The organism is Vibrio sp. HI00D65 (assembly GCF_001635455.1).
In the GTDB taxonomy this organism is placed as follows: Bacteria; Pseudomonadota; Gammaproteobacteria; order Enterobacterales; family Vibrionaceae; genus Vibrio.
Map to the genome: position 1 here is coordinate 1 of NZ_LWEH01000277.1, position 6,329 is coordinate 6,329.

Annotated in this window: 7 protein-coding genes and 1 pseudogene; 3 read left to right on the top strand and 5 right to left on the bottom strand. The window is 42.6% G+C overall.

Annotated elements, in window-relative coordinates; all coding sequences use genetic code 11:
• Positions 1 to 483: pseudogene (locus A3712_RS18670) on the bottom strand (acetyl-CoA carboxylase, carboxyltransferase subunit beta); the annotation flags it as partial.
• Positions 484 to 598: 115 nt separating this feature from the next.
• Here A3712_RS18670 and A3712_RS18675 point away from each other — a divergent pair.
• Both A3712_RS18675 and rcnR read left to right on the top strand, forming a co-directional pair.
• Positions 599 to 1,498: a LysR family transcriptional regulator gene (locus tag A3712_RS18675; protein WP_063524635.1), complete on the top strand. Its 900-nt coding sequence runs from the start codon at positions 599 to 601 to the stop codon at positions 1,496 to 1,498.
• Between the two features lie 125 nt (positions 1,499 to 1,623).
• A complete protein-coding gene (gene rcnR, locus A3712_RS18680) occupies positions 1,624 to 1,899 on the top strand; it encodes a Ni(II)/Co(II)-binding transcriptional repressor RcnR (RefSeq protein ID WP_008223718.1) in 276 nt (91 codons plus the stop codon).
• An 8-nt stretch (positions 1,900 to 1,907) separates the two neighbouring features.
• Here rcnR and A3712_RS18685 read toward each other — a convergent pair whose 3' ends face one another.
• Positions 1,908 to 2,084, bottom strand: coding sequence for a DUF1289 domain-containing protein (locus tag A3712_RS18685; RefSeq protein WP_063524636.1), 177 nt, complete (start codon positions 2,082 to 2,084; stop codon positions 1,908 to 1,910).
• Position 2,085: 1 nt separating this feature from the next.
• On the bottom strand, positions 2,086 to 2,523 hold the full coding sequence (locus A3712_RS18690) for a hypothetical protein (RefSeq protein WP_008223720.1): 438 nt from the start codon (positions 2,521 to 2,523) through the stop codon (positions 2,086 to 2,088).
• Positions 2,524 to 2,909: 386 nt separating this feature from the next.
• On the opposite strand from A3712_RS18690, the gene A3712_RS18700 reads away from it, so the two are divergent.
• Positions 2,910 to 3,836 (top strand): hypothetical protein, encoded by a 927-nt coding sequence (locus A3712_RS18700; protein ID WP_063524638.1) that lies wholly within the window; start codon positions 2,910 to 2,912, stop codon positions 3,834 to 3,836.
• A 29-nt stretch (positions 3,837 to 3,865) separates the two neighbouring features.
• On the opposite strand, the gene A3712_RS18705 is transcribed toward A3712_RS18700, so the two are convergent.
• Entirely contained in the window at positions 3,866 to 4,588 is a 723-nt protein-coding gene (locus tag A3712_RS18705; RefSeq protein WP_063524639.1) for a metallophosphoesterase family protein, read from the bottom strand.
• A gap of 320 nt (positions 4,589 to 4,908) precedes the next feature.
• A partial coding sequence (locus tag A3712_RS27900) for a hypothetical protein (RefSeq protein WP_063524640.1) occupies positions 4,909 to 6,329 on the bottom strand: 1,421 nt, incomplete at its 5' end.

The window sequence follows — 6,329 nt, forward strand, 5'->3', positions numbered from 1 at the left end:
CGCCCCCCCGCNTGCGCAGCTTGATTCAATTGCTTTATTGACTGCATCGACAAATCGAGCGCCTACAACTGATCCCATTGACCCTGCCATAAAAGCAAACTCGAAAGCACATGCGACAACTGGCATGCCAAGTAGCTCGCCCTTCATCACGACCAGTGCATCTTCCTCACCTGTACTTTTTTGTGCAGAGACCAGTCGTTCGGTATAGCGTTTGTTGTCTTTAAAGTTGAGCAAATCTATTGGTAGATATTCAGTACCTAACTCCGCTCGCTCGCTGTTATCTAGAAATGTGTCTAAACGAAGACGTGCTGTCATGCGCATGTGGTGCCCACATTTTGGACATACCTGTAGGTTTTCCTTGAGTGCGATATGGTACAAGGTTTGGGTACAAGAAGGGCAGCTGATCCAGACACCTTCTGGAATTGATGCTTTACGATTACGTTTTATGTTGTTCTTATTCAAAAGTTTTTCTAGCCAGCTCATGGATAACCTTTATTCCCATCGTTCGAGTGATGAATATTGTATAAGCCTGTTTTTGGTAATAAAGTGTCAATATTTGGTTTAATAATCCAATAATATGGGATTGTTTGGAGGGGATATGCTGAATAAAATTGATCAGCAATGGCTAAAGAGTTTTCATTGTGTCTATGAGAACAATAGCTTCAAAAGAGCGGCAGAGTTTCTGTGTTTACCGACTTCAAATGTTAGCCGACATATCGCGTTGTTAGAGCAACAACTAGATGTAAGACTGTTTTTGAGAAGCACGCGTCGTATCGTTCCAACAGAAGCTGGCGAGCATCTTTATCAGCGTACGCAGCCTTTGTTGGATAAACTCAATCAGGCGATAGAAGAGGTCACACAACACTCTCAAGATGTGCAGGGGCAATTAAACATCTTAATGCCGGACTCTGCCGAATTAGCTCAAGCTGTTATTGCCTTTTGCAACCAGTACCCTTCGATATCACTGTGTTGTGATACCAGCATTAGTCCAAAAGAGGACTTGATCGATGGCTTTGACGTTATTGTCAGTTTTCATCGAGGAAAGTTAGAAGACAACAGCTGGATCGCTAAAGAAATCCAACGTTGGCCGAGTGTTGTCGTTGCTTCACCTAAACTACTTCAAAGCTGCTCAAAACCGTTTCAGATTACAGATTTAAAACATGTACCTTGTATCAGTAGCTTTACCGCACTGAACGGTACACCTTGGATATTTACAGACGATCATGGTGAATGGGTAACGCAACGAGTCAAGTCAGGGTTTAAGGTTAACAGTGGTCAGCTTGCTAAGGCTGGAGCCTTGGCCGGCTTAGGCTTTGCGATCCTGCCAGCTGAACTCTGTTCTGAAGAAGTTGAAGCTGGTGAACTAGAAATCGTAGAACTCGAATATCAGCCTGCAGACTTAGTTCTATATGCATTTTATGCTTCCCGAAAACATATAGCGAAAAAGGTTCCCGCCTTTATAAAGCATTTGCAGCAGTGTGCGAAAACAAAGCAGTAGGCCATTCGAACCTTACTCTTGCCTAGAAGGCGTATAGCGGGTACCGAAAAACTACCCCCCAGTATCGCTAAAGTGCTACATTACAGGTTAACCGCTTGTTTTTAATTCCCTTGAGTACCTACGTTATGTCACATACCGCCAAAGATCAGAAAAAACTAAAGGCCCGAGTTAGTAAAATACAAGGCCAGGTCAATGGTTTAAAAAAGATGCTCGATAACGACGAGCAACAGTGCCAAGACGTACTGCAGCAAATCGCAGCGATTCGTGGCGCAGTCAATGGCTTGATGAGGGAGGTCATTAAAGGTCATCTTCTAGAACATGTGGTACTAGAAGATGACAAAGTTCAGCGTGAAGAAGATATGGAAGTGGTACTGAAAGTATTGGATTCATACATCAAATAGCGCTTGGTTTAGCGGTTCATTTGAGCCTTTCTTTTTACTAGCTCTTTCTTGAGAACATTAACAGCGTAAGGCTTCATTGATTTCCAAGCCTTACACTCTTCTCGTGTTCTACCGCAGCCTAAACACCACCCTTTACTGTGTGAAAAATCGCACATATCAATACAAGGGCTTTTCTGTTTTTTCATATTAGAGCCTATCTAGTACTTTCTCTACACTGGCTTCAAGTGAGCGCAGCCGGTTGAATTCCTCGAACAAGCGCTGTTCTAGGTTTTTGAAGTTTAGGGGTAAGGTTCTCTGGCAAATCCCGTAACTGTTGTCTTGGGTTTTATAGCCTTTCCAACTTTCAATGCGATCTTTTTCTAGTGCTTTAAACTGGCGTATAAATTCTGCTTGGGAAGGACAGTCTTCTTCCGCATGCATGCAAACAGGAAAGGCCTTTTGCTTAATTTGGGGCCCTTCGATAAAGGTCTCAAAGTGGATACCGCCCTGTTTTTGGTTGAACCAAGTCTCTTTATATAACTGAAGGTACTCTCCACGGTTATAGATCTCCCAACCATCCTCAAACCAGTTTGCTTTTCTCAGCATCTTCTCTAGGTTGCGGAAAACACCTTTAACATCTTTCATATGGAAACTCTTAAGCCTTGGTTTGTGAGATAATGTATGAAAAAAACTATACTCCCCCTGAGTATAAAATACTACCCCCTAGTATATGTGGTTATTACACATCATCGTGCCGTAGAGCCTATTTCAGTGTGTCAGAATAAAGGGGGCTGGTTTGAAAGGGCACTAGTTAAACCTTATCTAACAGTATTACCCCATGTGATTCTTGCACCTGATATGTGGGTCATTTACGCGGAAACACTGACAAGTTGATGTTTAGCTAGGGGGCATTTCAGTTATGTAGGCCGCATAAAACAAGGGAAGCGAAATTAATCGGTTCTATCCTCGTTAATTTTCAGGAAAATAGCGGCCCGATGATTAATGTTGATAGTGAACATGGTTTTTAAGGTATGGCTAAGAAAATAATATTCATCCACGGTCGGGGGCAAAAGCCTGATAGGGAATCTCTTCAATCACTCTGGTACGATGCCATCGAACATGGGTTACAGCGTGACTGTAACGGCTCTGATTCACTCCAAGCTTTCCAGAATATCGAGAAGCGCTTCGTGTATTTTGGCGACTTATCAAACGCCTTATTGAACAAGCCAGCTGAAGACCCGATCTATCGGCAACAGGCTTTAATCGACCTCAAAGGCTACAAGTCCCATCAGTTTAATAAGAAAACGTATGGTGAAGTTTCCAAGGCAGGGTTTCTGCAAGAGGCGCTTGCAGATACTTTTTCTTCTGTGCTTAGTCGTTTGAAAGTGGCAGAGCCACTTATAGCATTAGTTGCTCCCGATATGACTCATTATTGGTATGAAGACTCCTACTTTGGCAGCGATGTAAGATATCGATTAATGGCGGAGCTGAGAGGAGCGCTTGATAACCAAGATGAGGTGATGATCGTAGCACATAGTCTTGGCACAATGATCAGCTATGACGTGTTATGGAAACTCTCCCATTACAGTGAGTACCGAAATGCTTACGGCGCTAAAAAGAAGATCGATCTTCTGGTTACGTTAGGTTCACCATTAGGCGATGAGAGTGTAAAAGAGCGCTTGAAAGGGAGCCGTTTAGAGGGCATGAAAAAGTACCCTTTGAATATTCATAGGTGGGTGAACTTGTCAGCTGAAGATGACTTTATCTCTCATGACAGCAAAATCAAAAATGACTTTCAAGAGATGCTCAGACTGGGTTTGATTGCTGGTGGCATGAAAGACATTTATCCAATTTACAATCTCAATGTGTGTGACGGGCAAAGTAACCCGCACGCTTCTAGTGGTTATCTTATAAACCCCCAATTCATCTCCGTGTTAGATGAATGGCTTACCCGTTAGTTGTAGCGCGTAAGTTAAAATACATATATTCAAAGGTATATCGCTAGATAATCAAATGAGTGTTGTGATACGCAGATCTTGCTTAATCCAATCTTATCACTGCGATTGTACTCCTCAATCGAGTGGTCGAACCCATAAGCTGTAGAAGGTGCCATATACTGGTTCATGCCGTGTTGTGTCGTTGTTATTTGAGCATGACCGTGACCACAAATGACTTCTCGTACTCCGTATTTCAGAAGCACCCTCATCACGTGAAAATCGTTTTCAATACGGATTGCTTGCATCCAATCGGCACCGACAGGAATGATAGGGTGGTGAACAACAACGACAGGGTTACTGGCTTTCCTCAGCTGTTTTTTCAATTGGGCTAGCCCTCGATTATCGAGCCGTCCTGAACCGAGTGGGTGAACGCTGTCTTTGGGTTTGAAACTCGAATCGAGAAATAGAAATTCACGCCCACAAACGATGGCTCTATCGGTCACGCAGATCGTCGAACCTTTAAGTTCTGCACGCATTAAGTGAGAGTCATCATGGTTGCCTGCAATCGCATAAATAGATTTGTCGGTAAGGTTTCGAACGAACGTTTCTAAGTGAACATAGTCACCGGGTTGGGGGTTACAGCAAATGTCACCTGTTAGCAAAATAGCTTCGCATTCTTGATCGTTACTGACGAATTCAAGCGCTCGACGTAGGTTCTCATAGCTGGATTCATCAGAGAGGTGGCAATCACTGATTTGGTAAATAGTGTTCATTATTGGCGTCCGGTTATTTCAATTCTTGAGTGAGATAATCAAGTAGGGCTTTAACCTTGGATATGCGCGTCTATGGTGTAGATAGAGCGCGTGTAGATCCGAAGGTTTAAATGCTCAATCATACAAGATACTGATTAGCATACCATTTTCTACAAATTGGTTCAGCTATGTTATCCGGCTGCTCTTTACTCCCAAGCTCCAGAATCGCCATACGTGCGTTAGTTTTAATTCATACAAAAATGCCTGCTGTATGAGCAGGCATTACATGATGTAGGTTTAGATCACCGCTCCAACTCACTAAAGGAAGAGGGAATTAAACCTTAATGACTCAAAGAAGCGAACCCCGTTGGAGAGATAAAGCCATCATTCGTTCTTTGCTCAACCTGCTTTGAAAATGGGTTGATGTAAAATTCTACAACTTCATTGCTATTTTTTCGATTCATGTACAGCATGACGGTCTCGTCAGATTGTACCACAACGCCATTGTCAGCGGTTAATTTACCAACGTCTGGCGCGTAAAAATATTTGTTAAGCTCTATGCCGGTATCAAAATCATAGAATGTTTGAGTTTCAGTATCGAATGCCGATACTTTGACTGTCACATTTTTCTCCTGCCAAGATTGTATGTAATCAACGCAAAACAATGTATGTTGCGAGGTTCTCAACGCATCGAATGAAGCGAAGGGGCGATTGACATCTATGAGCGAACTATACCCAATATAGTCGTAACTATTTTCATTTAACTGATTTACGATGCATTGCGTATTCATATCATAACCATTAATTTGTGGGCTACGCTTACTTATACGGGTAATGCTGCCTACAGAATTAGTAATGTCGTATTGGCTTTGCGTCGAGACTAGCTTGTCTCCGACTGGTGTAACAAATGAAAAGTAGCTTGGATTGTTAATATCGATCCCTGCTAGTTTTCCATCAATCACTCTCAAAGATCTATAACGACCATCTGTATCCGAATAATCGAGTTCCTGAAATTCGTCTGTGTTTTTAATGTAGGCAAAGTGATTATAATCTATTACTTGGGTTGTAAGTGTAGGTTGATCTTGATAGTAGACAAGAATATTACCTTGTGCGTCAATCTGTATGCCTCGCTCATCTGCAAGTACATGGCTTTTTAACGTCTTGAATACAAAGGCATTATTCTCTAGTTCCGCCTTGAAGATTCCATGTGTATGCCAATGAACGTTGTCTGTAATGTCAAAGCTATACAGTGTCGTATTTGGTATTAAATCACCTTGATTCTGTTGGCTAAGAAATGGACTCTCATTTTGTAACTCGGCATCAAATTCTGATACCTTGCCGTCTATTACGATGGGATAGAGCTGACCACTTTCTTTGTCCATGATGACAGGGTAATTGCCATGATATGTTTGACCTTTCCAAGCGACCGTTGAGTTGTTCATATTAAACATGGTGTACTTTTGGTTGATATCGAATACACGTGTCACTGTAGGCATAACCTGTTCGTCACATTGTTCACATGGCTGGAAGGCCACTTCGAATATGCGCTTGTCACCTTGTAAATTGTTGTATGCCATCGCGTTTAATGGCGTGTTACTTGCTTGCTCAATGTCAAAATTAGAGGGCTTAATTGTCTGAAAATTGGTTTGGGGAATACTCAGAGACTTGAGGGCAGGAAGCCTAACGAGTGGTGCCGGATCAATTGGACCATTACCGTTTGAACCTCCGCTGCTTGAGCCGCCGCCACACCCGGTAAGGGCCA